Genomic DNA, 24,881 nt, shown 5'->3' with positions numbered 1-24,881 from the left:
CAACAGGACAGTTTTCTAATATGCAAGAGGCGATAAAAGAAACACAACATCTCTATAGACAGTATAATCTTTATGCAGCAATACAATATATTGTTGTCGAAGACCAAACATTACCACATCTTGTGAATTCATTGCGGGTCGCTCTTAACGCGCTTCATAAATATTTTGACAGAAAAACTAAATGGTAAATGTTTATTATAATGTTTCAAAGGCAGTTGATTGCTCTTCTGATAGTTCGGCTATAAATACTGCGTGAGAAAAGCTAAATAATATATATACGAATAGCTCAAAGAATGCGATATAGAATACAATACCCATAGAGAGGTTTTCGTGAAACTCAATAAAAAGAATTAACATTTGTAGTAAAAATGAAACTGGTAGCGATTGTATTCTATATTGGATTGGTGCCATACAGACTGTAAGGGGAAGAGTAAGCATTAAAATAATTGTCCCTAACAAATAAGGGGCAAAAGAGCGGGGGAAAAACGTAGCAATGATGTACCCTGTAGAAAACATAATTATAAAGGTAACCACTGCTGTGAAATAGGAGAGCCCCACTAGGCGCAAGAGTAGAAATAAGCCACGTTTAGCAAAACGAAAGTAATAATTTATTGTTTTTTCTCCGTTTTTTTTCTTAATCGCTTTATGTTCTCTAAATCTTTCTCGTTTTTCAATTATTTCGTTCCATTTGCTTTTATCCTTTGTAAAAGCATAATCGATAGTTTCTAACGTTGGCAGTATTATTGTTAATAGTATTTTTCCTACTAAATTTAGGAACTCTTTTAGAGTTTCAAGTATGCCCCCTAGAAATAATCCAATGCCGTAAATTACTAATATAATAATATCAATTAATATTGGGATTATTAAGATAAGGATTACAATTCCTATAATAAACCACATTTTCTCCCCCTTTTTATTAATCATTAATCATAGTATTGAATTTTTAATTGATTTTTTTCTCAACCAGATTCATTCTGTTTTTCCATTATCATTATCTGTTTCTGTTGTTGCCAAAGCTTTTCGTATAATTCCTCAATTATTTTCTCTTGTTCCTTAATCGCTTTGTAGTGTCTATCGACCATCCTACTGTTTTCCTTAACTGCTTCGTTTCGTTGTATAATCGCTTTATTAATTTTTTCATTCTCATAATCAAACGCCATTTGAGAGTATTCGACTAAGCGATCATGTTCAAAATTTGCTATTATTCCTAGGTAATTTCTCCAAGCAAACAACAAAATTGCTACTACTAATAAAGAGTTTCTTGAAAATTCAAGATACCAAAGCACCCCAAGTACTATGACTAATAAAAGAGTACCTTGAAATTCTGTATTCCGACCATTCTCTGCTTCTTCCCGCATGTCAGAGACTATAGCCCATAGGATGAGTATACCCACTATTACTATGACAATATCACGCATTGTTCTCCCCCGCTTTTTATTAGTTTCTAGTCATATAATTGATTCGTTTAGATGATACAATTGTGAGTGGTTGGTTGTTAAAGACACTAGATTTAGGTAAAAAAATAAAAAATATACAATATCGTGATTTTTTTGTTGACAGGATATGAAAAATAGTGTTTTATGGCGTTGCTGTACTAGTCGAGTTGTGTCTAGAATTACGGTAAAGGTATAACCTTTCTTATAAGTTTATATGATTGTTCAGAGCCCTGCTTTTGCGGGGTTTTTTTATTGTCTTGTTTACAAAAAGAAACACACATGAAAACCACTGAAAAACTTGCAAAAAAAACGCCCCCAAAGGCAGGTCAAGGGCGAGTAAAAGGTGTGCCAAATAAAACGACACGTATTTTGAAAGAAGCAGTGCTTAAGGCAGCTGAGCGCGCTGGTAAGAAATATGGTGATGATGGTTTGATCTCTTATCTAGAAAAACAGGCAATCAAATGCCCCGCTGCTTATCTGTCATTGTTGGGAAAGATTTTGCCTCTTCAAGTGACAGGGGAAGATGGGGGCGCCATTAAGATGATAACGCGTGTAGAAATCGCGCCTTTGGTCAATGACGACACGACAGATTAATATTGTTCCAAAGCTTATACCGATTTTTACAGGTAAGGCTTTGGTGCGTGCTGCTTGGGGAGGAAGAGGGTCTGGAAAGACAAGATCATTTGCCTTGATGGCTGCTTTAAAAGGCTATCAATTTGGTATGGGAGGGATATCAGGCACTATACTTTGTGCACGTCAGTTTCAGAATTCGCTAGCAGAGAGTTCATTGGAGGAGATTAAGCGCGCCATTGAAGCGCACGACTTTTTAAAGGACTATTACAAGGTTGGGGAGTCGTCGATTAAATCGATAGATGGTCGTATAGCCTTTCAGTTTTCTGGACTAGACCGTAATATTGCCAGTATCAAATCCATGGGGCGTATTTTGCTTTGTTGGGTTGATGAAGCAGAGCCGGTTACAGAGACGGCTTGGCAGACGCTTATACCGACTTTGCGAGAAGAGGGAGAGGGGTGGCGAGCAGAGTTATGGGTCACATGGAACCCGTTGCGAGAGAATGCACCCGTTGAGAAGCGGTTTCGCTTTTCAGACAATGAGGCAATCAAGCGTGTAGAGATCAATTGGTCAGACAATCCGAAGTTTCCCAAGATCTTGAATGAAGCACGATTGGATGATCTGAGAAACCGTCCAGAGACCTATAAGCATATCTGGGAAGGGGATTATCTGAAAGCGGTTCAAGGTGCTTATTATCAGAGGGAAATGTTGGCAGCCGAGCAAGAGGGGCGGATAGGGCGTGTTGCGCGTGACCCTTTAATGCAGATACGGGCTTTTTGGGACATTGGGGGTACGGGCGCCAAGGCAGATGCAACAGCGATATGGATAGCACAGTTTGTGGGGCGAGAAATCAGAGTGCTTAATTATTACGAAGCACAGGGACAGCCATTATCGGAACATATCGGTTGGTTACGTCAAAATGGTTATGAGAAGGCATTGATGGTGTTACCCCATGATGGTGCGACGAGAGATCGTGTGCACAATGTGAGTTTTGAGAGTGCTTTAAATGATGCGGGTTTTGAAACGCAAGTAATCCCTAATCAAGGGGCGGGGGCGGTTAAGATGCGAATAGAGGCGGTGCGGCGTATTTTGCCGTCTGTTTGGTTTAATGAAGAGATGACGGTAGCAGGGCGCAAAGCACTGAATTGGTATCACGAGAAATGGGATGAGAAGCGCGGCATTGGTTTGGGTGCAGAGCATGATTGGTCGAGCCATGGGGCGGATGCCTTTGGTTTAATGTGCGTTGTCTATGAAGCACCCAGTGTCAAACCCAAGCAAGAGCGTTATTGCACGATGGAAAGAGAAGCGGCATCATGGATGGCATTCTAGATCAAGACTTTCAAAAAACGACAATCCTCGATGAATATGAAATCTATAAGCGTTTAAAGTCTTGGTACGCAGAAGATATTGAACATGTCAATAAATGGCGTGAACAGGCGCGTGAAGATTTTGATTTTTATAATGGTCGTCAATGGGCAGAGGAAGATCTTGCGGTTTTAAAAGAGCAACGCCGTCCTGTCATGACTTTTAACCGCATTGCGCCCCTTGTGAATGCTATTGTTGGAGCGGAGCGTAATAATAAGCGCGAAGTACAGTTTCAACCACGGCAAATGGGAGCAGCAATACCCAATGAATTGCTTACTGGAGCAGCAGAATGGTTTCGTGATGAGGCGGAGGCGGAATATGCCGATTCCGATGCTTTTCAGGATATGGTCATTTGCGGTATGGGCTGGACAGATACGCGGCTTGATTATGATACAGATCCCGAAGGGATACCTGCTGTTCAACGTTTAGATCCCTTAAAAATGGTTTGGGATGCCAATGCTGTAAGACCAAATCTCATTGACGCACAGCGTATGTGGTATGTTGATCGTAAATCTGTTGAGGATGCTAAAAGTCTTTTTCCTGATGTTGCTGTTGAAGATCTTAACGCCGATTGGGCTATCGATAGTACAACCGCTTCTGAGGATTCTCATGTGTCACTTGATGCGTATCAAGATGACTCCAATGCGACTTCTCTATCAGAGCCGTGTTCTAGGAAACGCTATGTTACGCTGGTTGAATGCCGTTGGTTTGAATATGAGATCACTTACAAGGCGCCTGATCTTCAAACCGGCCAGATGCGCAACTATAGCAAACAGGAGTTTGAACAGCTTCAAAGGGTGATGCCACAACTACAAGGGGTGTGTTTTAATAAAAAAGTGGTGAGGCGCGCTTTTCTAGGACGACGTCTTTTAGCAAAGCCCGATAAGCCATTAGCACCTGATGGGCAATTTGGGTGGGAGTGTATCACGGGCACGCTGGATAAGCTTAAAAACCAGTTTTACGGGATTGTTCGCCCCGCAAAAGATCCACAAAAATGGTCGAATAAATATTTTAGCCAAGTGATGTATATCCTTAATAGCCAGTCTAAGGGCGGCTTGATGGCAGAACGAGACGCTTTCGATGATGATCGCCAAGCTATGGAAAGCTGGGCGCGAACGGATACGATTACTTGGGTTAAAAATGGCGCGCTTATAGGAGGGAAAATTCAACCAAAGCCAAGTGCACAATTTCCCAATGGATTTTTTCAGCTGTTTAATGAATCGCGTGAAGCGATAACGCATGTAACAGGGTTATCAGCTGAGTTTATCGGAACACGGGAGGTCAACCAAGCCAATGTGCTGGAAAACACACGCCGGCAATCAACGCTTAATTTGCTTGCGGGGTTGTTTGACAATCTCAAGCTTTATCGGTGTAGGCAGGGAAAGATTATTCTCTATCTTATTCAAAATTATCTCTCTGATGGGCGTTTGGTACGTATTTCTGGACAAGAGAATGCCCAATATGTGCCGTTGACGCGTGAAGCTGTCACAACGCTTGAGTACGACATTATTGTTGATGATTCACCGACAAGCCCCAATGAAAAAGAAAAAACTTTTGCGGCAATTACGCAGATGTTGCCGTTGCTTGGTGGCTTCTTAACACCGGAGATGATTCCAGATCTTTTAAAGCTTTCCCCACTGCCAGCAACATTGGTAGCAAGTTTAACCGCAAAGGCACAGCAAGCACAACAAGAACAACAGCAACAGCAGATGATACAACAAAGCCAAGGGGCACAATTAACTCCAGAGCAACAAGCAAAGATTGCTATTTTACAGCAGGAAGCGCAAGCAAAGAGCACACTCTATCAACTTGATGCGCAGCAGAAACAAACGGCATTGCAGCAGAAAAATATCGAACTTTTCTTGAAACAAGAACAAGCGCGTATGCAGCTCGAACTTCAACAGGCAAAAAATGAGATAGCACAGCGTGATTTAGAACGCAAAGCTTTACAGGCACAGTTGGAACACTATCGAGTTTTGACAAAAAATATAATAACACATTGAAGGGACAGAATATGGAAGAAGAGTTTACGCCTGAAGAACAAGCAATCTATGATGAACATTTTGCCAGTGATAATGCTGTTGAGTTGGTCGAGCCTGAACAAGTTGAGGAAGTTTTTGATGCAGAGGAAAGTTCTGAACAGCCAGCTGTAGAACCGCTTCAGGAGCAGCCAAATTCTGATGTAATAGAATCTGATAAACTAGAGCAAGAGCGGCAAGCACGCCAAAAGGCAGAACAAAGCGCCATTGAAGCGCGTGAATTGGCTATTGAACTTGCGCAAAAATATGCCGCAATGCAGGAAGAAGTCACGCGCCGCCGTGAGGAAAATGTTCCCTCCCTAGAAGACAACCCAAAAGCACATGTTGCATGGCTTAGTCATAAGGTACAAGAACAACAGAAATTGCTTGATGAGTTTTCTCATATGAGAGAGAGCCAAGAGCGCATGAGTCAAGAGGAATATGAACGCCAAAAATTAGGGGATTATTTCGAGGAAGCCAAAGCGCAGGTACAAGATAAATATCCGGATTTAGACAGTATCACCGATTATCTCTATGAAAGAGCAGACAGTGTCCTACAAGCGCAGGCAGATCTTTATCCACAATGGAAAGACCCCATGGCTCGGCAACAGCAAATTGGTGTTGAATTGCGTCAGATATGCCAACAATGCCAAAAAGCCGGTATAAACCCAATAGAGGTGCTGGTGCAAAAAGCGAAAGCTTTTGGCTATAGTGGAGCGCCCGTTAAGGACGAAGTGGGAGCCCTTCAAGAGCGCTCTCAAGCAGCGCGGACACTTACAGCGCGCGGCGGACAAGTTCCAACAGGCGGTATGGATGTGAGAACGCTTTTTTCCATGCCGGAAGCAGAATTTGCTGTATGGGTTGAGAAAAATCCCAAAAAATTTGAACAAATTATGAGCAGAGCGTGAGATGTGCGTGGTGACGCAACAGAGAGAACCAAGTGATTTTTATCGTTTGGGATAGCCGCAAGGCGAGTTTTAAAAACCAAGAAAGGCATTGATTGAAATGGCAGTAACAGAAGTAAAGCTCAATGACCCATTAGCCGTTGGCGTTTGGGCTAAGATGCTAAACACAGAGACCTCAAAAGCGTTGCCTATTACACCGCTGATGGGGGAGAGCAAAAACAGCATTATCCAAGTGTTGGATGTGCTAGGAAAATCCGCTGGTGACTCTGTGACGAGCGGATTAAGAGTCCAACTTATGGGGGATGGCGTTAGCGAGGGACAAACGCTGGAAGGCAATGAAGAAGCCCTCCAATTTATGAATGAAAAGGTGCGCATCAACGAGCTTACTCATGCTGTGCGCATCAAATATGAAGGCTCTATTGATCAACAACGTGTTCCCTTTAATTTGCGTAAGGAAGCAAAAGATGGGTTGGTTGATTGGTATGCAGACCGTTTAAGTATGATGTTTTTCATTCAGGCTGCAGGCTATACAGCACCATGGATGCATTTTGAAGGGCGCAGCATAACGCTTAAACCGGTGCATTATGGTTTTAACGCGCCATCAGAGCCAAGCAAATTGCGTGTTATTCGTCCGAATAAGAAAAAGACTGATGAAGAGCTTACAAAAGATGATGTTTTTACATTAGATCTTATAGATCGGGCTGTTGAACGCGCTAAACTTGCTAATCCACGTTTGCGTCCGGTTCGTGTTGATGGGAAATCGGCATATGTGATGTATCTCCACCCAATACAGGTAACTCAATTGCGTACCAATACAAAGAGTGGTCAATGGTTAGACATTACCAAGGCAGCTTATGATGGCTCTGGAGCTAAGAACCCAATTTTTAATGGTTCTTTAGGGATGTATAATGGTGTTATTTTGCGTGAAGCTGAACATGTCCCCAATGGTGTTAATTCAAAGACACAAGAGCCTGTTCCCTCTGTTCGTCGTGCTATTTTGCTTGGTGCGCAAAGTATCATCATGGCTTATGGACGCATTGGCAATGGTGCAACAGGAGGTGATGATAAAAAGGGTGGTACACGTTATAAACTTGTTGAAGAATTGTTTGATTATCAACGTGAATTTGGTTTGGCGGCAAAGACCATTATCGGCATGAAAAAATCACGCTACACCTTGCCTCATTCTGATCAAGGGGGACAGGATTTTGGTACCATTGTCATCCCTTCTTTTGCTGAAGCAAGCTAATTATTAAAGGATGACAATTATGGCAGAAAAATCGCTAATTACACAGGAACCTGATGAAACTGTTGAACCTATTGAAACCGTTGAACCTATTGAAATTGTTGAACCTATTGAAATTGTTGAGATGACAGATGAGGGATTGCCACCTGTTTTGCAGGGACGCAACAACTCTACGCAGCAGGTTAGTTATTTACGGGCGCGTGTTAAATGTACGGACCAAGGGTTGATAACGAAAATTGGCGTTCTACCCCGAGGGGCTTTTATAAAAAGTATTACAGCTTATCCCATGGAGGATTTTGAAGATGTAAAAGCTACATTTGGAAAAGAGCCTCATGGTAATGATTATGGAAATATAGGGCTTACGCAATATTCCAATAGCAATCTGTACCTCCCTATGAAGGAACGAGATGTTCCATTAGAAGCTGAAAGTGCGATTTACATGACACGAGACAAGAAAAGCACCAAAGGTGATGTTGAGGTGATTGTTGAGTTTTATACAAATCGTTAAAGGCAAGGGGGCGTTTGTTGCTTGCGTCCCCCTCCCATACAAGATGCCGCAAGACATTTGGAAGAGGGTAATATGACAATAATAGTACAGACAGGTGGTCCGATTGGAGACAAACAGACCATTGCTCCTTGGGATAAAAATTTTATCCAGATGTTAAACGATATTCAGGATGAAATAGATGATCAAACAGATGAGTATGTTGATCAAGTGCAAAGGGCGATATTTTCGGCTATTCGCTTTTGTGAACGATTGCCTTTTTATTTCAATGAAAGCCGCGAAGTTGTTTTTACCACTATAAAGGGAAAAAGCCGTTATGGTGCAGAGACACATCCTTCAATGACAGGGGCTGTTCGCATTGTTGATGCTTACATTTATGAAGATAATCACAGCAAATCAAAGCTTTTGCATACAGATCCGCTTTTTATTGAGAATCTTGAGGATGATTGTAGCCATGGCATGCCGACACGCTATGCTTATTTTGAACAAAAGCTTGTATTGTATCCAACACCAGAGCGAGTTTATTCTATCAGGCTTATTCTTGACCCTATAAGAATAAAAGATATTGAGAGTGCACAAGAAGCGTCCATATGGTTTTTAGAAGCCTATGAACTGATCAAAACGCGTGCAAAGTATGAAATTTATACCAATATTATTAAAGAACCACAGATGGCAGCGGCAGCTTTTGCCATGTTTCAAGAGCAACTCGATGCGCTACAAATTGAAACATCACGGCGCAAGAATTTGTTAAAAATTCAACACACGGATTTCTGATGACCTTTATTCCTATTGCTGAGTATAGACCAGATGTTGCATTTATTAATAGTGGTTATTCTAGTGAGATTGTGAACGTTTTACCTGCACCAAATTCGTATATTCCGTTTCCTATTGTGGCGCCGGTCTCAGATCCTTTTCCGGATGTGGTTTTGGGGGTCTATGCGGTGCGCTCATTGGGTGGTGTTCGCATCATTGTGGGGGCACCAACAAAACTTTATGAATATGACAACAGCACGCGCGGCTGGAAAGACATTAGCAAACCTTACACACAATATCACGCCAATGAAACTGCACTTTGGTCTTTTGCCTCCTTTGGTGATCATATCATTGCTGTTAATAGCAATGATCCACCACAAATGCTTTCGTTAAAAACGGATGAAAGGTTTTGTGATCTGAGCGGTAATCCTCCGCGTGCTGGACTTGTACGTGTGTGGGGTGATTTTGTTTGCTTGATGCAATTAACAGATAAGCCAAACCGTGTTCAGTGGTCAGGTTTGAATGATGCGACACATTGGACGGTTGGGGAGAAAAATTGCGATTATCAAGATTTTCCCGATGGAGAATATGTTCAAGGATCTACGGAATCAACAAATCCGCTTATTTTCATGCGCTCCGCCATTTATCACGCAACCTTTGTACCAGGCTCTAAAATTATATTCAGTTTTGCAAAAATAAAAGACAAAATAGGAGCTAAAAGCAGCACAGCAATTGCAAGCCGTGGAGACTGTACTTTTTTTGTCTCTGATGATGGTTTTTATCAAATCAACAGTGCTGGTGAAATGCTCCCTATTGGTTTTGGCAAAGTCGATAAAACCATCTTCACACTTTACAATAACTTTGCCATTGATGAGATGAGGGCATGTATTGATCCGGTCTATTCTCGTGTTTATTTTTCTATCAATGATAACACTGAAGGTATGCATATTTATGTTTATGATTGGCTCTTGCAAATATGGAGTGTCATTAAGGGGCAGAACCTTCTCTTATTTCCCCTCTTTGCTGCTGGTTATACATTAGAAGGCTTAGACGAAGTACAAGAGAGCTTGAAAGATTTACCAGCTTCTCTTGATAGTAAAATGTGGCAAAATGGTGCGCCTGTTTTGGGAGCCTTTACGCCAGACAACACATTTGGTTTTTTTGCAGGTCCTCCGATGGAAGCAGTTATTGCTTCACAAATTGTGGGGGATACGGGCAGGCAAATCAACCTGATGAGTGAGGCTTTTGTTCAAGCGGATACCACAAATGGTTTTTTAAGTGTTGGAGCGGCTTTTATCATTGATAACAAGAACCAATTAAATTGGGCTAAAGAGCGTTATGCCGGCTATAATATTGGGATGTATAATATCCGCTCACGGGCGCGTTATCACGCTTTGCGTCTGAGAATACCAGAAGGTACGCCATGGACGCATATAACAGGCTTTGATGTAACGCTGAAACCCGCGGGCATAAGATGAGTTTTAAGATCTATAATACAGAAAAATGGAGCGCTGAACAAATGGCGCCCTATTTTGACAATGTCATAAAATCGATAGCTTATTTTAATCAAAAATTCCCTGATGATTATAATACAGAGACCATTTTAAACGATATTTTGAAGGGAGAAAAAGTTCTTTGGATTATCGTTGATGCGCATGAAAACTTTATGGCGCATGTCACAACACAGTTACAAGAACTCGTCACTGGAGCATTAAGGGCGGTTGTTGTCACGCTTGGTGGAAAGGGAGGAGCGCCCTTAACAAAGCTTATCACTCAGATTGAAGCCTATTACAAGAAAAAAGGGGCAAAAGAGCTTGTCATCATAGGCAGGCGAGGGTGGGAAAAATCTCTTAAATCGCATGGATATCTCGTTAATCTTTTAGAATATAGAAAGCAGCTTTAATATGGGAAAAAGTTCTAAACCAATCCAGAATACCCAAAACACGACGCAAACAAATGAACCCCCTGCATGGGCAAAAGGTATTTTTGAACACGCAGCTCAAGATGCCATGACTTTTTATAACCAAGGCAGCGGAAAAGCCGTTTATGACGGGCAGCGTGTTGCGGGTTTAAGTGATCAAACAAAGAATGCGATTAAAGGGCTTAGCAATAATACGCATAACTATGATAATAACACTTTAAATGGATTAGCCACAGGGGAAAATTCAACAAGCCAAAACTTAAAGAATATGGCTTCAGGGCAACAAATAGGCAATAACCCTTACTTTAATGAAGCACTTCAAAACGCATTAAATAAAGCAACAAGCTCTATTAACAGTTCGCTAGCAGGCGCGGGGCGTTATGGTTCTGGTGCACATACGGGCGTTTTGGCTGATGAATTAGGCGGCATAGCAACACAAGCTCTCTCACAGCAATATAACCAAGATGTCAACAATATGATGCAAGCTAATGGAATGATTGATCAAGCCAATCAAAATCAGTTGGCGGGCGCTAATAACTTCTTTCAAGGTCAAGGACAGGCAAATCTCAATGCATTGGCGGGAGGGAGTGTGCTTGATGCCAATCATCAACGGCAATTGGATGAAGAGCGGCAAAAATGGGAGCAGCAGAACAATCTTGATTGGGACCAGTTAAGTAAGTTGCTTGCAGCTGGTGGGGCTGTTGCTGGAAATTACGGAACGCGAACAGGACAAATGACGACATTGACTCCACAGCCAAAACCTAATCCATGGGAGATTGTTGGAAATGTTGGAACTATCCTTGGTACTTTTGCTGGGCTTAGTGACATCAGAGCAAAAGAAAACATCAGAGAGGCTGGGCAGAGAAATGGCTATACACTCTATGAATACAACTACAAAGGTTATCCAGAGCGCTATCGCGGGGTGATGGCGCAGGATGTTTTGAAGACAAATCCTAAAGCTGTTTTTTTGCATAAGACGACAGGCTTTTTGCATGTGGATTATAGCAAGCTTGGATTTGAAATGGAAAGGGTGCAGTGATGTTTTGGCGAGAAGAATTAAATGCATTAGAGCGTGAAAAAGCTTATAGAAAGCGTAAAGCGTTGGAACTTGCTGCTTTTAGCACAGACCCTTTTGATGCGAGCAATGGGGCTGATACTCCACAAAAATTGAGTCCTACAGAGCTTATTCGTGGTTCTCAAACAGGGACAGAACAAGCTGGGAAAAAAACGCCCGCAGAATTGATTATGTCTACAGATGATTTAAAGCGCCAAATGCCTCCATTACCGGATGCTTCAAAGGATACTGTTAAGATACAAGAGGCGCCAGAGCAACAAAAGCATGACTTCTCAGAGCAGGGAGGTGTTGCATCAATGATTCCTCAATCTCCACTTGTTGGGAACATTGATCAGTATAGTGGGGATGAAGCTGGGCGACAGCAAAAAGATGTGATGGATTATATTGCTCAACTTAATGAGAAATCTATAGCGGCAAACTCTTTGAAAAACGATTCTGGAAATGATGAGGAAAAGCTTTTTGATGCACCTATAGGAGAAGAAAAACATTTGAATGCACACTTACCAGAAGAGGAGCATTTAAAAGCAAATGATATGCCAGAACAGGCAACCGATTATGTAAACGCCGTTGGGAACTTTATTCATAAAGATGCAAATCCAAGCAGCTTATGGGAGCGTTTTAGAAAATCAGAATTTTCCGAGCATCTCATGGATTTTTTTGCGGGGTTAGCATCAGGAAAAACACCGCAAGAAAGCTTTTCAAATGCGGCGCTTGTTATGCGGCAGGGCAATAATGTACGTGCTCAAAATAGACCAATTTTTGAGTTTTTACGCTCTAAAGGATACGATGATAAAGACGCACAAGCAATCATGCAATATCCAGATCTTGCCATGAAAGTTATAGGCAACACGTTAAGCCCTCAAGAAGGCTATAGAACATTGACATCAGAAGAAAAGGCAGAGCAAGGATTGCCTGAGGATATGACTTTCCAAGTCTCAACAAGCACAGGGAAAATTATCCCAGTCCAAGGGGGACAACGTTCCACTGCTTCTGGATTAGGGGGAAATACTGATGGCATGCTGTCAAAGCCTGAATCAGGTTATATGTATGTTAAGGATGAAAATGCACTTGGTGGCATACGTGCGGTGCCAATTGCAGGCAGTGGTTCAGAACATAAATTAATTCAAGAACAGAAGGAGGAGGAGCGTAAAAACCAACAAATGCAAATGCGAATTCTGGAAACAGCAGACAGGTCAAATCGTATACTCTCAGCATCTAAAGAATTGCTAAAAACTATTGAGGAACACCCGCATGTTGTTGGTTTCACGGGTTCTATAGGGTCGTTCCTTCCTAATTCTAAGGCAAAAGATTTTGGGCATATGCTCGATTCATTGAAGGCAAGTATCGGGCTTGATGCCTTGAGAAAAGCAAAAGCATTTTCACCAAATGGCGCATCTGGTTTTGGGAATTTGTCTAATATGGAATTGCAAGCATTGCAAAACTCTGTAGCAGCACTGTATCAAGATCTTTCTGCAGAGCAAATGAAGAAATCTTTAAAAACAGTTATTGACACTTTCAATAAATCCAATGCAGCAACGCGCGCAATTCTTTTTGGTGGTGCAGAAGCAACAAACGAGCTCGTTCGAGCCGCCTATGGGCAAGATGCTTATAAGGGAAATCATGCACAGTCAAATGATCCACTAGAAAAACAGATAGAAGCATTGCCGGAAGGCATGTTGTTCGTTGATAGAGATGGACGCATTAAGGAGAAACAAACCAATGGCTGAAGTAATCCCCCCTCTTATTAATCGTAAAAACACAAGAGTCATTGGGCATATAAGTGACTATACACCAGAACAGCTTCAAGAGCTTTTCGCGAAGAATAAGGAAAGGCTAAGTGGTTCTGTTACAGGAAATAATGGTGCAACAGAGGAAACAGAAGAAGATGGTCCACATCCAAGTGTTGCGGGTGCTTTTGGATGGGGAGCTCTTCACGGGTTAACTATGGGCTATGATGATGAAATAGCCGGAATATCAGAAGCGGGTCCTATTGCTTATTGGATGGGAGATAAAGAGGCAGTCAAAAAGTATAATGAAGTGACAAAGCGATGGCGTGATTATCAAAGAGCGGCGAACCGAGATCATTTTTATGCATCTCTTGCGGGGAATTTAACGGGTGCTGCGGCACCCGTAATTGCTTCTGCCCTCTTTCCACCCGCGGCAGGGGCTACTGCTGCTGCTCGTGCGGCAATTGGGGCTGATGTTGTGCTGGGAGGTAGAGCTGGTGTTGCAGGAGCACAAATAACCAGTAAAGCTTTAGCAGCAGGAGAAAGGGCGGTGCAATCTGCTTTAGCAGAGGGTGCGGAACGGGCAGCAGCAAAAGCTGCAGGTGAAGCAGCAATGAAAGCAGTAGCAAGTAAAGAGGCGGCAAAATTTAGCTTAGGGCGTGCAGCAAAAACTGGAGCCATTTATGGTGGAATAGCAGGCAGTGGTGAAGGGGAAGGGCTTGCAGATACTCTAGTGTCTGCTGGGTTTGGTGCAGGGCTAGGCGTTGCAACACCATTTGTGGCACATTCTGCTTTAAAGGTTACACCTTTTGTTACAAAACCATTCAAAGTAACGGCTTCTGGTGTTAAGAACACATCTGCTGTTGTCAAAAAAACAGCTGAGAAATTGTTTGGTAAAACTGAACCAATAACACAAGGTGTAGAAAAAGAAGCATTTCAGATAAGCGATAGAGCGCTTAGGGATGTAAGCCAAACTTTAGGGGATGAAGGTGTTGATAAACTTGAAAGGGCATTAAAACAGCGAGGTCCTGATTCAATGATTATTGATCTTCATGATGAGCTTGCTACAAGAGCTTTTAAGGCAGCAAAAAAAGATTCTGATACATATTCGCTTATAAGTAATCGTTTGAATGAAAGGCAAGATGCGAGTGCATTGCGGGTAAAGAATGCGTTGACAGATGTGATGGGTCCAAAAGTAGATACGCTTAATTTAAAGCAAGAGATTATCAAACAAGCACAGAAAAAGGCTGAACCATTTTATGAGAGGGCGAAAGCTTCTCCCATTTCTAATGCTGTTCGTGAAGATTTATCGCGGTTGCAAGAAACTCCTGCCTTCCAAAAAGCCTATAAAAAAGCAATTGCGCAAATGCCAAATGAAGCGGATGCAACAGTTATAGGGAGCAATGGATATCCAAAGCTGAATATGCGAATTTTACATAAGATGAAAGAGGTTTTGGATGATCAAATTAATTCTGCGCGCATCAAAGGAAAACAAGGATATGCGCGAGATTTGACTCTGTTCAAACAACGCATTCTGGACGTTTTGGATATGTCCTCTCCAGATTATGCTAAAGCACGGAAAATTTATTATGACGAGCGTACTATTGGTGATGCCCTCGAGCAGGGAGAGCAAGCGCTGAAGAAGAGCGTTAATCTCGACACAATCAACAGTCAACTTTCGGATTTTGGGTTGATGGAAAAAGATGCGTTTCAAAAAGGTATACGGTCGCAAGTAGAACATGCGGCAGGCAATGCACAGAATTTTGACCACAATCTTTTGAGTTTGTTTGACACAAAAAATGGTCAAGAAAAATTACAGCGTATTTTTGGTGAAGATAAAGCTAAGCAACTTATGAAAGTGTTGCGACCAGAAGTGGAAAGAACAAAGCTTTTTGCACGCTTGCCAAACCATATAGGTGAAGTGGAAGAGAGGGGGGAACAACAGACTATGGGTATAGGAAAGATTGCTTTCATCAAGGCAGTTGTAAAAAATTTCGCAAGAGAATTTGGACGCAAATTCTCAAGCGTCCATAAAGATACTGAGAGAGATATTGCAGCGCTTATAACAGCGCGGGAAAAAGGAGATTTTGGGTTAGCAAGAGAAAAAGCTGTTGAATTAATTAAGACGTTTCATGAAGCAGAAAAGAAACGCTTAATAACACGAGAAAATTATACGAAATTCATTAATTTTGTTGGCATTATTTTGAATAGCAGCGTTGATAGAACGGTTATAAACTAATGATCAATTTTCATCCTAATGTGAAGCGTGCTATCTCACAGGCAGCACAAAAATATGGTTTACCAGAAAGCTTTCTTGAACGTGTTGCTATGATAGAAAGTAATGGTAATCCAAATGCAAGAAATAAGAACAGCAGTGCAGGGGGGCTGTATCAATTTTTAGATTCAACAGCAAAACACTATCAACTGAATGACAAGTTTGATCCCTTTCAAGCAACCGATGCTATGGCACGGTTAACGAAGGATAATACGCGTTATTTAGTCACAGCATTAGGCAGAGAGCCATCAGAGGCAGAGCTTTACCTCGCACACCAACAAGGACCAGCAGGAGCAGTAAAGCTTATCAAAAATCCACATATTCCAGCAAGCCAGCTTTTAGGTCGACAGGCAGTCACACTCAACGGTGGCAATATGGAAGCTACAGCAGGGGATTTTATGAATCATATTTATGGGCTTTATAATAAAACGGGAGATGCTTTGAAGAGAACGATACAGCAAAACCAAAGCAATGGACAAGCAGCACCAAACGAGATGGGGCCTTTGCGTGGGTTTGAGAGGCTTCAAAAGACAATTCAAGGTAATCAAGTGGGGCAAGGTGATCAAGGGGGCAACCAATTGATGGCATATGACACGCCATTCCCAAACAGAATGATGGCACCTGAAAGCAGAGACAATTTAACAGGACAGGTTATGGAAACTACACCATTACAAGCACAAGGTATTGATGCAGGTGCTCTTAAAAAGGGCTTTTCCGGTTTGCTTCATTTAATGAGAGAGAATGGAGAACGACAAAAACAGCAGGCACAGATGGTACAGCAACAAATGTTACAGCAACCAGTCATGGCGGGTTTCTCACAATCGACTGGGGGACCGACAGATTTAACACCTCTCATTGATCCCTCTAGGCGGCAATCTGTTGGTTCCTATGGGCGGCAAAAAGAAGAGCAATTGCGCGAAGAGCTATTAAGAAGAACGGGGGCTTATCATGTCTGATATTTATGACTGGTCACTCACAGCTGATCAAAATGCCAATTCCGATAGTATCATTAATTGGGCAGAAGGGCAGCCACCTAGTTCTGTTAATGATAGTGCGCGGGTCATGATGCAGCGTATACGTGAATATCTTGCCGATAATGGTGGTTCTCTTGACTCAAAGTTTATTGTGAATGGAAAGGAACAAACAACATCAATCACGTTGACGACGGTGTCGCCGATAGCGAAATATAAAAACGATATCATTATCCGCTTTAAGGCGCGTGGTATAAATATTGGTACGACAACAATAAACATGAATAATATAGGAGCAAAGCCACTCTATAAAGCCACCAGCACGGGGATAGTACCATTGATAGGTGGTGAGTTACAAACGGGCGGTATTTATGAAATAGTCTATAATGATGGCGTATCAACAAAAGGTCTTGATGGCTGGTATCTTTTAAACCCTACCCCCATTCCACTACCAAAGGTCGAAACCTTTCCTTGCGGTTTTATTGCGACCTTTGCTATGCAAGAAGTGCCAAACGGTTGGCTTTTATGTGATGGCGCTACTTATGAACGCAAGGATTATCCGCAATTATTCAAGGCGATAGGGGATAAATGGGGAAAAAACAGCGATACAACCTTTAAAGTTCCAGACTTTAGAGGAATGTTTTTGCGCGGCTTTGATAATGGTCGCGGTTTAGACAGAAGTAGAAAATTTGCTGATATACAGCAAGATTGCCTTAAATCGCACACACATGCTTGTAGTGTTGAATCGGCGGGGCAGCATACACACGAGTTTCAGTATAATGGAGTGGGATGGAGTGCCAATGATATTGGTAGAAGAAACCCCTCTTATCACTATGCCGTTCTTGGAGGAACAACACAACCTGCTGGAGTGCATACGCACAAGATAACACTTTCTTCAACGGGCGAGGCAGAAACACGCCCTGTTAATGTACCGGTTGTTTATGCCATAAAATCGTGAGTTTTTCAAATGATCAATAATCCGTCTGCTATTGATGATATTGCGGACGCGGAGCAAATCCGCGTCCTTTTTTATGCAAGCAATAGAATGGTCCATGCACCATTAAATAAGGTGCTTGATCTTGTCAAAAGCGACATACAGCATGATCTTTTAAGCGCTTTGGCAGAATATAAAGAAGCGACAGATAAACGTCTCGAGACCATGCAACAACTTATTGATGAATTGCAGTCCTCTCTTCACACAACAAGACAACGAACTGATTAAGGAATGAAACGCGATGCCATTACCCTATCACACACATATATTTAAGCTTGAACCAGCAACAAAGAAAGAAGTCAAAGAAGGTGTTTTAAATAGTAAGGCTCTTGCACCAGTTTCAGTGGGGAGTGCAGCAGCTTATGAGGTAGAATATTTTGCAACTGCTGCTCAAGGAAAAAAGGCTGATGATGCTGTTGCAAAGAGAGATATTGGAGCCCTTGCTTACAAAAATAAGGTCACAATTCACGATATTGAAGCAAGTGGTGAAGCGCATGAGAATGCGATTTTATCAGGCGCTGGTTGGGTAAAAATATCGCCTTTAGGGATTGGCGATATGAAGGCTGCTACATATGATCCCGACAATGTGGGGGCAAATGCATTTTCTATGGAAAATATGCACGAGGGTCCTACAAAAAAGATCTTAACCACAGAGGAAAGATCAAAGTTACGATGGTTGAGTGCTACGCAGCCAACAATGGAAAAATGGCGTATGGGGGATGAAGGTGTTTATTATCCCATATCTCCGGTAGATCTCAAAAATACCATTCGTTATTTTGTAGGCTCAAAGTCTTTTGGTATGTCAAAATCAGTCTATGATCCAGATAAAATAGAAAAAGATGCCTTTGATATGGAGAATATGAAGGAAGGGAAAAAGCATCTTATCTTAACTCCTCCAGAACGTGCACAGATTGCAAAAATTGATAAAGTTGAAGATGTTGCACAACAAGGGATTCATGTTGCAAGTGAAGCGAAGAACGTTGCAGATAGTGCATTAAGAACAGCAAATGATGCAAAAGCTTATGCAGTAGATGCAAAAAAAACGGCTGAGACAGCACAAAAAACGGGAGACAGTGCAAAAGCTGAGGCAAATATTGCGCAAACAGCAGCCGATAAAGCGCAAGATACAGCACATAGTGTACAGAAAAAAGTTGATCTCATTCAACCTCTTGCCAAACAAGACTGGATTGATGGCACAAAAACAGTGGATGCACTTATTTCACCAGCCAAACTGATGGCTTCAATCAAAGCAAATAGTAGCAATAGCAGCGGCGGTAGTGGCGGCAACAATGATGGCGGGGTTAGAAAACCTGTTGAAATTCTGATGACAGAAAGCGGAGATATTCTATTGCCTGATGGTATTACTGCTGACACCGATATCGAAGTATGGGCTTGGGGCGGTGGAGGTGGTGGTGTTAAAGATGGCGGCGGAGGCGGCGGTCAATGCGTGCATGTTAAAATGAAAGGTTCTGATTTAGATAAATTAAAAACAGCTTACATTGGTCGTGGTGGTAAAGGCAATGACAGTAACATTTTATGCAATGGTGGTAAAACAATTATCAAAGGGCTTGTTACTGCAGAAGGAGGATATTCCGTCTCCATGATTTTTGTTAACTTTGGAGGGAAAGGTGGCGATGGAGGAGGAAACAGGGACGGCAGCAGTGGTGAAAGCTTTATTTTTTCTGGTGGTAATGGTGGAGGGAGTGGAATAGACGGCAAGAGAGCTGGTACTGGTGGAAGTTCTTTTCTTGGCGGCGGCGGCGGCGGTGGCGGTAAATGTAAGGGTTCTATCATGGGGCAGGGTGGTGAGAGTTACAAAGGTGGTAGAGGTGGTCGTGGCGGCAATGGAGCTGGCGGCGGCGGCGGGGGATATTTCGATGGGAAATCCGGAGGCGACAAAATTGGCGGCGACGGTGGTGACGGAGCAGTACTCATAAAAGTATATTTATAAGGTGAATTGAACAATGGTACGGAAAATAAGTAAAGACTGTTTATACTGTTTAAAAAAGTGGGAAGGTTTGCGCTTGCAGGCTTATCAAGATGCTTCTGGCATATGGACGATTGGTTATGGTCATACGAAAAAAGCCGGTCAACCAACAGTTGTTGAAGGTATGGTGATTACAGAAAAAAAAGCTGAAAACATGCTTTTAGCAGATTTGCGGCAATATGAGAGGGCGGTAGAAAAAGCAGTTTGTGTGAATTTAAGCGACGAGCAGTTCGGCGCTCTTGTTTCCTTTTGTTATAATGTGGGTATTGCAGCTTTCCAAAACTCTACATTGCTTAAAAGGCTTAATCGGGGGGATTATGAAGCGGTACCAACCGAATTGCAGAAATGGACCAAAGCGGGAGGCAAACGTTTACAAGGTCTCGTACACCGGCGTGTAGCTGAGGCAGGGCTATGGGCGAAAGGGGCTTATGTTTCTTCTAATTATCAAACAGTAGAAACGAAACAACCAACAGGGTTTCTCAAAGCAGAAGCATTGGCACCGATTATTGGTTCTTTCTCAGGTCTTGGTGGGTTTTTAGCGGGCAATGGACCAATCCAATGGGCTTTAGCCGCCATTATGGTTTTAGCCGCATGTACTGGCATTTTCTTTGTTGCTAAACGCTTTCAGGAGCACCGCCTATGATCTTATGGATGAAAAGAAACTTGATGGTAACAGGTGCGGCTTTAGCCGCTTTTTTTATAGTTTTAGCCAAAGCTTTCACTCTTGGAAAAAAGGCTGAACAGCAAAAGCAAACAGAAAAAACCTTAAAAGCAGCAACAACCCGTCTTGAGGTAGAAAATGAAATTAACAAAAAAAGTGATACTGATGTGCGTGCTGCTCTCTCTCGTTGGTTGCACGACAAATAAATATATCTCTTCTTGTGTTGGTTGGTTACCTATTTATTTAAGCCAGCAAGATGTCGACACCATCAGTTCGAGCTTAGCAAGAGAGATCTTAAAACATAATAAGCAAGGAGAACGCTTGTGTGGGTGGCAACATGGTAAGAAAAAAAGCTGAAAAACATACAGAGCTTACAGAATCGGAAAAAGAAATGCTTCAAGAAATGATCATCACTTATCAAAGCGTGAAAATGATGTCTCGCTTGATGAAGTGGATAGCATTTTTTCTTTTTTTGCTTATCCTTGATTTTGCACGCCTCATGGATGCGTTAGATAATGTCATTGCACATTTAAAGCAGTGGTTTTCAAAGAATTAGTCTCACTAAATTTATCCTTAAAATATGAAAAAATGATTAGGCTTGCAAAAGCTTGAGGGAATGAACTTCGCTTATGAAAGAGGAAAGTTTTACACAAACGCTGTTTGCGTGGATGGGTGGTAAACACTATCTGCGTAAGAAAATTATACCGATTTTAAATAATATTGACCATGAAACCTATGTTGAACCATTTTTAGGCTCTGGTGTTATTTTTCTAAATAAAAGACCAGCAAAATATTCTGTGATTAATGATTTGAATGGAGAGATCACGAATCTGTTTCAATGCGTTCAAAACTATTTTGATGATTTAGCCAAACGATTGGAGTGGTTTGTTTGTTCAAGACAGTTGTTTTTTGATCTTGCTGCGATTGACCCAGAAGAGCTCTCCAAAGTTGAAAGAGCCGCACGGTTTTTATTTCTCCAGCGTTGTGTGATGTATGGGAAAAAAGAGTATGTCTCTTTTAGCTTTGGAAGAAAAAGACTGGCAGAGTTTAATCCCGAAAAGCTTTTAGCGAGGATGAAACGTGTTAGACAGAAGCTTCTTGATACGACGATTTTAAATTTGTCGTGGGAGCGGGTTATCGAGCTATTTGATGCACCCGACAGTTTATTTTACCTAGACCCTCCTTATCTTGTAAAGAAGAAGTGCTATAGCTCTGGGAATTTTGTTGAAGATGATTTTGTAAGTATGGCAAAAGTTCTCAAAAGTATTCAAGGCAAATTTGTCTTGAGTCTGAATGATTGTGATGCGGTTCGAGAGATCTTTAGGGATTTTGACTTTTTAGAAGTTGAGACTCTTTGGACATCAGGATTTACTAAAAAACCACCCCGAAAAGAACTCTTGATTCGTAATAATTGAAGAAAATCATAAAAAGATTTGTTAGAATCAGAAGAAATATTTCTTCTCTAATAGGACTTTCTAGATGCTTACATCCTTTGGCAAAATTTTACGTAAACTTCGCATTGATCATTCAGAACGCCTTTTAGATATGGCTAAAAAATTAGATATATCTGTAGCATTTTTATCATCTGTAGAAATTGGCAAAAAATCTGTTCCTGTAGGATTGGAGGAAAAGATAATTGAACTCTATGCTTTAGATCAAGAGGTAGCAGAAATTTTGAGAAGAGAGTCGGATTCTTGTCGCAAAAGTTTTATTATAAAGCCTTCTGATACTTTCAGATGTGAAACTGTTGGTATGTTTTCTAGACTGATAAACATTATTTCACAAGAAGATTTAGAACTATTAAAAAAATTATTAGAGAAAGCTGGCAAAAAGAATGCATTTTGTAAAGGAAAGTGTAAAAATTCTATTCCCGAACCTTTATTTATTTATCCCGAACCTTTAAAAAAGTCATATAAAATCAAAAAGTTATAGCGCCATAAAAGTGCTGTGGCGGAGGGGGTGGGATTCGAACCCACGGTACAGTCTCCTGCACGCCGGTTTTCAAGACCGGTGCCTTAAACCGCTCGGCCACCCCTCCAAACTAGATATGCTTTTTGACAAATTTCTTGCAAAAGGTCAATCATTTTAATACGCATTTTAAAGCGTTCTTTGTAAAACTATTTAAGTTTCAATTAAAATAATTCTTCATAAGTTAATTCTTTTAGTGTGTTATCTAAGAGTTTCATTTTTAAATATGATAGTTTTTTCTGAAAAAATGAAAGGTAATTATGATATTTATCATTTCTTTTTCCTGTTTGAAAATTTTTCACAAAGCAATATTTTTTAAGTTCTAATGGTCGTTTTCGTAATAATAAGAAAAGTTCAGTTGAAAATGTTTGATAAATTATATTAAATTTCGGTCGTGTATTTTTAAATTATTTTACCTTTACAGATATTTATTCTATTTAGATCGGTCATATCTGCGAAAAGAAAATGTTATTGCTTTGACAGTTTATGAGAGATAAATTTGTAAGAATGGGATATATATTCAAGGAAAATTTTTATTGAGTTTAAATAAGTACAATTCAATAAGAAAGCTCTTTAAAAGATTTTTATTTTTTAAATAAAAATATTCAGATATTTAATGCGTCTAAAGGGTATCTTGGAGGAAAGGGCTGATTTACACTATTTGAATAAAATGTTGTGTAAGATTTGCATCGACAGTTTGAAACCTTTTCCAGATATGACTGAAAATTAGGTATATTTATAATGCTTTTTTCTTTAGGATAAGCAAAAAGGTAATTTGAATGGAAGAAAAGATTATTGAACGCTTAGATCAATAAATAGTTTGTTAAAGTATTGCATAGTTTTTCAAGAATAGAACTTAAAAACGCTAAATTATGCAGAGGAAAAAAGCATAAACTTTAACAGAAAAGGTTTTAAAAGCCGTTTCATTCACAAATATGTGTAAAATAAAATATTTATGTCTAATATAAGAGAATAGGTTGTTCCTGATTCTATTGAGTTTTATAGTCCTCTTTTCCTCATCTTTTTGAAGCTTTTTTATGGCTTCAAGAGCAAGTTTTTACGGTCTGCGCTCTTTGTGTAAAGAGATGCCATAGTGTCGTCTGTCTAGCCAAAAACTGCTTTGAGTTGCGAGACTGTTGCACCGAAATTAGCAGCGCGTGTTGCTGCTAATTTTCTTAAACCATGCGCGCTGATTTTTTAATGCCTACAGTATTACAAGTCTATCTAAATGTATCGCCAAAGCTTTCTTTCGAGAGTTTTTGATTAACTTGACCACAAATGAATGTTTCTTCTCCAATAGGACCAATTTAAAGGGTTTGGGCTATTTCAGACAAAATTGGCAGAAAAACATCTGTTTGGAATTTACTTTTTTCTATTTTGACTGGAAATCCGTCTTCGTTTTTGAGAGGAGGTCTTTTGATTCTTAAAGCTGGATTATTTTCAAAAAGACCCTGTTCAATGGCCCATTTAAAAAGTCCGTTTAGACCTTTCAGAAAGTCTCTAGCCATTCCAAGTGTTTATTTGCGATGTTCAACACCGGCTATAATATGTTTCTTTTCGATTGCTTGCTATGAAATGAGACCTATAGAATCCACACCTTCATCAGGATGAGTTCTTTTTATGACTTTAGAGAAGCTATGCCAATTGATACTGTTAAAATACTGTTTAAGTAGCCATGCAAATAACCTTTCAATAAGTTTACCGGTTTTGGATTTTGGAAGTATAAGCCCTTGTAATTTAGCAAGCGCACTTTGGTAGTTGTCAACAAACTCTTGCGTTCCATAGGTTCCACGTACTCTAATGCGTTGACCACGACCAATACGCACATACCATATAATTTTACCATGGCGTGAATCACGCTGGTGTTAAAAGGTTAGTTTTTTGGTGTTAGAAAGGAATGTCGTCTTTTGTTAAAGGGACGCCGTTCTGGGCGGTCATAGTTTTGTTACAAGCTTCTGAATTATCATAAATTTTTTCGTTTTCAAAAATCTGTGCATTATAAGCAACTTGTGCGTTATCAAAAACCTTAGCGCTATCGTAAATATTGGTAAAGGAATACGCCTTGGCATCATTATAAATCCAACAATCGTTTTCATGACTTAAACTGTCTTCATCCTCTATAAAGCTGTCAAGATTACCTGCCTTTTTATCTCTAAAGTCTCTCAATTCATGGATACGGTAAAGCGTAATTTATCCATCAAACTCTATTGTTTCATCAGTTTTTTCCCCATGATTTATTTCCTTGATTTGGCACAATCCACCCGTAGCCTGAATCATGCATTACTTAAAAGTTGTTAGGAATGAGTAGGGGTGTGCTGGATGACATATGGGCACTCCCATTTTTTAAAAATATGCAAATTTATTTTTTAGATGTGCTTAATTTCATATTTCCAATTAGGCAATTGAGTGGGAGCTAATGCTAGTTGTCCTCTATGACACATGCATACATTGGCTTCAAAACAGGTGATTGCAACGCGCTTTTTGTTTAAAAAAATTTGATATAATT

The 24,881-nt window shown here is 40.8% G+C and carries 24 protein-coding genes, 1 tRNA gene and 3 pseudogenes; 23 read left to right on the top strand and 5 right to left on the bottom strand.

From position 1 onward, the window contains the following. A pseudogene (locus ACFIML_RS07395) lies at positions 1–188 on the top strand (hypothetical protein); the annotation flags it as partial. Positions 189–195: 7 nt separating this feature from the next. Here ACFIML_RS07395 and ACFIML_RS07390 read toward each other — a convergent pair. After that, complete coding sequence (locus ACFIML_RS07390) at positions 196–900, bottom strand: hypothetical protein (RefSeq protein ID WP_375614127.1); 705 nt, start codon at positions 898–900, stop codon at positions 196–198. 59 nt (positions 901–959) lie between these two features. Then, positions 960–1,418, bottom strand: a complete 459-nt coding sequence (locus ACFIML_RS07385) for a hypothetical protein (RefSeq protein ID WP_375614126.1) — start codon at positions 1,416–1,418, stop codon at positions 960–962. A gap of 297 nt (positions 1,419–1,715) precedes the next feature. Between ACFIML_RS07385 and ACFIML_RS07380 the strand changes: the two genes are divergently transcribed. The 22 genes and pseudogenes from ACFIML_RS07380 to ACFIML_RS07275 all read left to right on the top strand — a co-directional run. After that, the gene (locus ACFIML_RS07380; protein WP_375607311.1) at positions 1,716–2,030 is read left to right on the top strand and encodes a hypothetical protein; all 315 of its coding nucleotides are present in this window, start codon (positions 1,716–1,718) and stop codon (positions 2,028–2,030) included. Further along, positions 2,011–3,336 carry a PBSX family phage terminase large subunit gene (locus ACFIML_RS07375; RefSeq protein WP_375614732.1) on the top strand — a complete coding sequence of 442 codons (1,326 nt, stop codon included), beginning with the start codon at positions 2,011–2,013 and terminating at the stop codon, positions 3,334–3,336. Before ACFIML_RS07380 ends, ACFIML_RS07375 begins: the two co-directional genes overlap by 20 nt. Next, on the top strand, positions 3,321–5,375 hold the full coding sequence (locus ACFIML_RS07370; RefSeq protein WP_375687776.1) for a portal protein: 2,055 nt from the start codon (positions 3,321–3,323) through the stop codon (positions 5,373–5,375). Before ACFIML_RS07375 ends, ACFIML_RS07370 begins: the two co-directional genes overlap by 16 nt. A gap of 11 nt (positions 5,376–5,386) precedes the next feature. Beyond that, positions 5,387–6,298: a hypothetical protein gene (locus ACFIML_RS07365; protein WP_375687774.1), complete on the top strand. Its 912-nt coding sequence runs from the start codon at positions 5,387–5,389 to the stop codon at positions 6,296–6,298. A 97-nt stretch (positions 6,299–6,395) separates the two neighbouring features. Further along, the gene (locus ACFIML_RS07360) at positions 6,396–7,541 is read left to right on the top strand and encodes a N4-gp56 family major capsid protein (protein ID WP_375607315.1); all 1,146 of its coding nucleotides are present in this window, start codon (positions 6,396–6,398) and stop codon (positions 7,539–7,541) included. 19 nt (positions 7,542–7,560) lie between these two features. Beyond that, positions 7,561–8,046: a hypothetical protein gene (locus ACFIML_RS07355; protein WP_375615400.1), complete on the top strand. Its 486-nt coding sequence runs from the start codon at positions 7,561–7,563 to the stop codon at positions 8,044–8,046. A 72-nt stretch (positions 8,047–8,118) separates the two neighbouring features. Next, positions 8,119–8,817 (top strand): hypothetical protein, encoded by a 699-nt coding sequence (locus ACFIML_RS07350; protein ID WP_375614737.1) that lies wholly within the window; start codon positions 8,119–8,121, stop codon positions 8,815–8,817. Beyond that, positions 8,817–10,274 carry a hypothetical protein gene (locus tag ACFIML_RS07345; protein ID WP_375607318.1) on the top strand — a complete coding sequence of 486 codons (1,458 nt, stop codon included), beginning with the start codon at positions 8,817–8,819 and terminating at the stop codon, positions 10,272–10,274. The genes ACFIML_RS07350 and ACFIML_RS07345 overlap by 1 nt, the downstream gene beginning before the upstream one ends. Before the next feature lie 41 nt (positions 10,275–10,315). Beyond that, the gene (locus ACFIML_RS07340) at positions 10,316–10,699 is read left to right on the top strand and encodes a hypothetical protein (protein WP_375614751.1); all 384 of its coding nucleotides are present in this window, start codon (positions 10,316–10,318) and stop codon (positions 10,697–10,699) included. Between the two features lies 1 nt (position 10,700). Beyond that, on the top strand, positions 10,701–11,756 hold the full coding sequence (locus tag ACFIML_RS07335) for a tail fiber domain-containing protein (RefSeq protein WP_375614738.1): 1,056 nt from the start codon (positions 10,701–10,703) through the stop codon (positions 11,754–11,756). After that, entirely contained in the window at positions 11,756–13,519 is a 1,764-nt protein-coding gene (locus tag ACFIML_RS07330) for a hypothetical protein (protein ID WP_375615399.1), read from the top strand. Before ACFIML_RS07335 ends, ACFIML_RS07330 begins: the two co-directional genes overlap by 1 nt. Continuing rightward, complete coding sequence (locus tag ACFIML_RS07325) at positions 13,512–15,758, top strand: hypothetical protein (protein ID WP_375607320.1); 2,247 nt, start codon at positions 13,512–13,514, stop codon at positions 15,756–15,758. Before ACFIML_RS07330 ends, ACFIML_RS07325 begins: the two co-directional genes overlap by 8 nt. Next, entirely contained in the window at positions 15,758–16,750 is a 993-nt protein-coding gene (locus ACFIML_RS07320; RefSeq protein ID WP_375607321.1) for a transglycosylase SLT domain-containing protein, read from the top strand. The genes ACFIML_RS07325 and ACFIML_RS07320 overlap by 1 nt, the downstream gene beginning before the upstream one ends. Then, positions 16,743–17,723 (top strand): tail fiber protein, encoded by a 981-nt coding sequence (locus ACFIML_RS07315; RefSeq protein WP_375607322.1) that lies wholly within the window; start codon positions 16,743–16,745, stop codon positions 17,721–17,723. The genes ACFIML_RS07320 and ACFIML_RS07315 overlap by 8 nt, the downstream gene beginning before the upstream one ends. 9 nt (positions 17,724–17,732) lie before the next feature. Next, on the top strand, positions 17,733–17,987 hold the full coding sequence (locus ACFIML_RS07310) for a hypothetical protein (RefSeq protein WP_375607323.1): 255 nt from the start codon (positions 17,733–17,735) through the stop codon (positions 17,985–17,987). A gap of 13 nt (positions 17,988–18,000) precedes the next feature. Continuing rightward, the gene (locus ACFIML_RS07305) at positions 18,001–19,710 is read left to right on the top strand and encodes an alanine-zipper protein (protein ID WP_375607324.1); all 1,710 of its coding nucleotides are present in this window, start codon (positions 18,001–18,003) and stop codon (positions 19,708–19,710) included. Between the two features lie 13 nt (positions 19,711–19,723). Continuing rightward, on the top strand, positions 19,724–20,389 hold the full coding sequence (locus ACFIML_RS07300; protein WP_375607325.1) for a lysozyme: 666 nt from the start codon (positions 19,724–19,726) through the stop codon (positions 20,387–20,389). After that, positions 20,386–20,613: a hypothetical protein gene (locus ACFIML_RS07295; RefSeq protein ID WP_375607326.1), complete on the top strand. Its 228-nt coding sequence runs from the start codon at positions 20,386–20,388 to the stop codon at positions 20,611–20,613. The genes ACFIML_RS07300 and ACFIML_RS07295 overlap by 4 nt, the downstream gene beginning before the upstream one ends. After that, the gene (locus tag ACFIML_RS07290) at positions 20,546–20,764 is read left to right on the top strand and encodes a hypothetical protein (RefSeq protein ID WP_375607327.1); all 219 of its coding nucleotides are present in this window, start codon (positions 20,546–20,548) and stop codon (positions 20,762–20,764) included. Before ACFIML_RS07295 ends, ACFIML_RS07290 begins: the two co-directional genes overlap by 68 nt. Further along, positions 20,745–20,963, top strand: coding sequence for a hypothetical protein (locus ACFIML_RS07285; RefSeq protein WP_375607328.1), 219 nt, complete (start codon positions 20,745–20,747; stop codon positions 20,961–20,963). The genes ACFIML_RS07290 and ACFIML_RS07285 overlap by 20 nt, the downstream gene beginning before the upstream one ends. 73 nt (positions 20,964–21,036) lie before the next feature. Then, positions 21,037–21,822, top strand: a complete 786-nt coding sequence (locus ACFIML_RS07280) for a DNA adenine methylase (RefSeq protein WP_375615397.1) — start codon at positions 21,037–21,039, stop codon at positions 21,820–21,822. A 64-nt stretch (positions 21,823–21,886) separates the two neighbouring features. Further along, positions 21,887–22,240: pseudogene (locus ACFIML_RS07275) on the top strand (helix-turn-helix domain-containing protein); the annotation flags it as partial. Between the two features lie 115 nt (positions 22,241–22,355). Here ACFIML_RS07275 and ACFIML_RS07270 read toward each other — a convergent pair. The 3 genes and pseudogenes from ACFIML_RS07270 to ACFIML_RS07260 form a co-directional block, all read right to left on the bottom strand. Then, positions 22,356–22,445 (bottom strand) — tRNA-Ser (locus ACFIML_RS07270). Between the two features lie 945 nt (positions 22,446–23,390). Next, positions 23,391–24,213: pseudogene (locus ACFIML_RS07265) on the bottom strand (tyrosine-type recombinase/integrase); the annotation flags it as partial. 49 nt (positions 24,214–24,262) lie between these two features. Beyond that, positions 24,263–24,541, bottom strand: coding sequence for a hypothetical protein (locus ACFIML_RS07260; RefSeq protein WP_375687769.1), 279 nt, complete (start codon positions 24,539–24,541; stop codon positions 24,263–24,265). Positions 24,542–24,881: the final 340 nt, after the last annotated feature.

This window comes from Bartonella sp. AC62GZZY, assembly GCF_042196525.1.
In the GTDB taxonomy this organism is placed as follows: Bacteria; Pseudomonadota; Alphaproteobacteria; order Rhizobiales; family Rhizobiaceae; genus Bartonella.
This window is presented reverse-complemented; position numbering and strand designations above follow the sequence as displayed.

Excerpts from the sequence above, each read along its gene's own strand:
- ACFIML_RS07390 (WP_375614127.1), bottom strand. The coding sequence starts at position 900 with ATGTGGTTTATTATAGGAATTGTAATCCTTATCTTAATAATCCCAATA.
- ACFIML_RS07385 (WP_375614126.1), bottom strand. The coding sequence starts at position 1,418 with ATGCGTGATATTGTCATAGTAATAGTGGGTATACTCATCCTATGGGCT.
- ACFIML_RS07380 (WP_375607311.1), top strand. The coding sequence starts at position 1,716 with ATGAAAACCACTGAAAAACTTGCAAAAAAAACGCCCCCAAAGGCAGGT.
- ACFIML_RS07375 (WP_375614732.1), top strand. The coding sequence starts at position 2,011 with ATGACGACACGACAGATTAATATTGTTCCAAAGCTTATACCGATTTTT.
- ACFIML_RS07370 (WP_375687776.1), top strand. The coding sequence starts at position 3,321 with ATGGATGGCATTCTAGATCAAGACTTTCAAAAAACGACAATCCTCGAT.
- ACFIML_RS07365 (WP_375687774.1), top strand. The coding sequence starts at position 5,387 with ATGGAAGAAGAGTTTACGCCTGAAGAACAAGCAATCTATGATGAACAT.
- ACFIML_RS07360 (WP_375607315.1), top strand. The coding sequence starts at position 6,396 with ATGGCAGTAACAGAAGTAAAGCTCAATGACCCATTAGCCGTTGGCGTT.
- ACFIML_RS07355 (WP_375615400.1), top strand. The coding sequence starts at position 7,561 with ATGGCAGAAAAATCGCTAATTACACAGGAACCTGATGAAACTGTTGAA.
- ACFIML_RS07350 (WP_375614737.1), top strand. The coding sequence starts at position 8,119 with ATGACAATAATAGTACAGACAGGTGGTCCGATTGGAGACAAACAGACC.
- ACFIML_RS07345 (WP_375607318.1), top strand. The coding sequence starts at position 8,817 with ATGACCTTTATTCCTATTGCTGAGTATAGACCAGATGTTGCATTTATT.
- ACFIML_RS07340 (WP_375614751.1), top strand. The coding sequence starts at position 10,316 with ATGGCGCCCTATTTTGACAATGTCATAAAATCGATAGCTTATTTTAAT.
- ACFIML_RS07335 (WP_375614738.1), top strand. The coding sequence starts at position 10,701 with ATGGGAAAAAGTTCTAAACCAATCCAGAATACCCAAAACACGACGCAA.
- ACFIML_RS07330 (WP_375615399.1), top strand. The coding sequence starts at position 11,756 with ATGTTTTGGCGAGAAGAATTAAATGCATTAGAGCGTGAAAAAGCTTAT.
- ACFIML_RS07325 (WP_375607320.1), top strand. The coding sequence starts at position 13,512 with ATGGCTGAAGTAATCCCCCCTCTTATTAATCGTAAAAACACAAGAGTC.
- ACFIML_RS07320 (WP_375607321.1), top strand. The coding sequence starts at position 15,758 with ATGATCAATTTTCATCCTAATGTGAAGCGTGCTATCTCACAGGCAGCA.
- ACFIML_RS07315 (WP_375607322.1), top strand. The coding sequence starts at position 16,743 with ATGTCTGATATTTATGACTGGTCACTCACAGCTGATCAAAATGCCAAT.
- ACFIML_RS07310 (WP_375607323.1), top strand. The coding sequence starts at position 17,733 with ATGATCAATAATCCGTCTGCTATTGATGATATTGCGGACGCGGAGCAA.
- ACFIML_RS07305 (WP_375607324.1), top strand. The coding sequence starts at position 18,001 with ATGCCATTACCCTATCACACACATATATTTAAGCTTGAACCAGCAACA.
- ACFIML_RS07300 (WP_375607325.1), top strand. The coding sequence starts at position 19,724 with ATGGTACGGAAAATAAGTAAAGACTGTTTATACTGTTTAAAAAAGTGG.
- ACFIML_RS07295 (WP_375607326.1), top strand. The coding sequence starts at position 20,386 with ATGATCTTATGGATGAAAAGAAACTTGATGGTAACAGGTGCGGCTTTA.
- ACFIML_RS07290 (WP_375607327.1), top strand. The coding sequence starts at position 20,546 with ATGAAATTAACAAAAAAAGTGATACTGATGTGCGTGCTGCTCTCTCTC.
- ACFIML_RS07285 (WP_375607328.1), top strand. The coding sequence starts at position 20,745 with ATGGTAAGAAAAAAAGCTGAAAAACATACAGAGCTTACAGAATCGGAA.
- ACFIML_RS07280 (WP_375615397.1), top strand. The coding sequence starts at position 21,037 with ATGAAAGAGGAAAGTTTTACACAAACGCTGTTTGCGTGGATGGGTGGT.